Annotated in this window: 3 protein-coding genes; 1 reads left to right on the top strand and 2 read right to left on the bottom strand. The window is 72.9% G+C overall.

Features of this window, described 5'->3' with window-relative positions; translation table 11 throughout:
* Nucleotides 1-110 precede the first annotated feature (110 nt).
* Nucleotides 111-623 (bottom strand): DinB family protein, encoded by a 513-nt coding sequence (locus CCN35_RS26995; protein WP_067392486.1) that lies wholly within the window; start codon nt 621-623, stop codon nt 111-113.
* Nucleotides 620-1,261 carry a TetR/AcrR family transcriptional regulator gene (locus tag CCN35_RS26990; protein ID WP_067392483.1) on the bottom strand — a complete coding sequence of 214 codons (642 nt, stop codon included), beginning with the start codon at nt 1,259-1,261 and terminating at the stop codon, nt 620-622. Before CCN35_RS26990 ends, CCN35_RS26995 begins: the two co-directional genes overlap by 4 nt.
* Nucleotides 1,262-1,346: 85 nt before the next feature.
* On the opposite strand from CCN35_RS26990, the gene CCN35_RS26985 reads away from it, so the two are divergent.
* On the top strand, nt 1,347-1,661 hold a 315-nt coding region (locus tag CCN35_RS26985; protein WP_425444333.1), incomplete at its 3' end, for an FAD-dependent oxidoreductase.

Here is a 1,661-nt window from a genome sequence, read left to right as displayed (position 1 = left end):
AGTGAGACCGGCCGCCGGTGCACCGCGGACGGCGGAAGGAGGCCACGGACGGGTGATCCCGGGCCTGCGGGAGTGCGGACGCAGCCCGCGGCCGGCACCGGCGGCCGGTCTCACTCCCCGGTCGTCCCGTCGATGCGCTCGCGGATCAGATCGGCGTGGCCGTTGTGCCGGGCGTACTCCTCGATCATGTGGATGTAGATCCACCGCAGGCTGAACGGCTCGCCGGTGGACTTGTCCCTGCCCTTCGACAGGTGGTCCAGGCCGAGGCCGGCGGCATTGCGGCGGGCGATGTCGATCTCGGCCTGCCAGGTGGCGTACGCCTCCGCCCAGGTGTCGTCCCCGGTGACGTGGAAGTCGCCGTCCGGGTCCTGTTCGCCCCAGTAGATCGGCCCGGAGTCGTCTCCCACGAGCACCCGGCGGAACCAGTGCCGTTCCACGTCGGACATGTGCCGCACCAGTCCCATCAGGGACAGCTCGGACGGCTCCACGGACGCGGTCCGCAGCTGCTCGTCGGTCAGTCCCTGGCACTTCCACGCCAGCGTCTGCCGGTGGTACTCCAGCCAGCTCTCCAGCATGGTGCGCTCATCGGCGCTCAGGGGAGGATCTTTCCGTTCGGTCGTCATGTCCCTGATCTTGGCCCGTCGTCCGTCCGGCGGGCCAGGGGTTTTCCGGTGCCGAACATGCCCCGCAGCAGCTCCCGCAGACTCGCCCGCACCTCCTCGAGCTCCGGCACGCGCGCGTGGAAGGAGCCCGCCACGCAGGAGTACATCAGCCCGTCCGCCCAGGCGATCAGGGACAGCACATGCCGCTCCGGATCGGGGGAACCCATCGCCGTGACCAGGGCGCGGAGCGGGTCGCGGAAGCGGGCGCCCGCCGCGTCGAAGTAGGCCCGCAGCTCCGGGCGGCGGGTGGCCTCCAGGGCCAGTTCGTAGCGGGCGAGGGTCAGGGTGCGGTTGCCGGTCAGCGTGCGGTGCACGGCCAGTGCCAGCGCGTCCGCCAGCGCGTCGGGGTCGCCGGTGCGCGGGACCGGCATCTCGTGCGGCGCCAGCAGGCGCGCCTCCCGCTCGGCCAGCCGCCGTACCGCCAGCTCCAGCAGGGCCTGGCGGGTGCGGGCGACGTTCGACGTCGATCCCTGCGGCAGCCCGGCCGCCTCGTCGACCGCCCGGTGGGTCAGGCCGCGCATCCCGCGTTCGGCGAGCAGGTCCAGGGCGGTGTCGGCGACGAGATCTGCGCGCGAGGCGCTCGCGGGACGTGCGGACATGGGGATCAACCTACCGGTGGACCGCACCGTGGCACGACGCACTACAGCCGTAGTACAGTCGGGCCAGCGCTTCACTACAGGTGTAGTGCCGAGGGGATCCCGTCGTGCAGGAGGAGCCATGTCCCAGCAGTCACACGCCGTCGTCATCGGCGGCGGCATCGCAGGACTCGCCGCGGCCGCGGCCCTGCACCGGACCGGCCGGCAGGTCACCGTGCTGGAGCGCTCCCCCTCCCTGGAACCGGTCGGCGCGGCCATCTCGCTCTCCCCGAACGCCCTGCGCGCCCTGGACGTCCTCGGCATCGGCGACGAGATCCGCGACCTGGCCGCCTGGCAGGGCGACGGCGGACTGCGCACCCCGTCCGGCCGCTGGCTCACCAGGACGAACGCCGCCGCGGCGGCC

Origin of the sequence: Streptomyces thermovulgaris, assembly GCF_002155915.1 — a bacterium.
Classification (GTDB): domain Bacteria; phylum Actinomycetota; class Actinomycetes; order Streptomycetales; family Streptomycetaceae; genus Streptomyces; species Streptomyces thermovulgaris.
This window is presented reverse-complemented; position numbering and strand designations above follow the sequence as displayed.

What these genes read in the sequence shown, in the direction of transcription:
- CCN35_RS26995 (WP_067392486.1), bottom strand. Translation starts at nt 623, where the DNA reads ATGACGACCGAACGGAAAGATCCTCCCCTGAGCGCCGATGAGCGCACC.
- CCN35_RS26990 (WP_067392483.1), bottom strand. Translation starts at nt 1,261, where the DNA reads ATGTCCGCACGTCCCGCGAGCGCCTCGCGCGCAGATCTCGTCGCCGAC.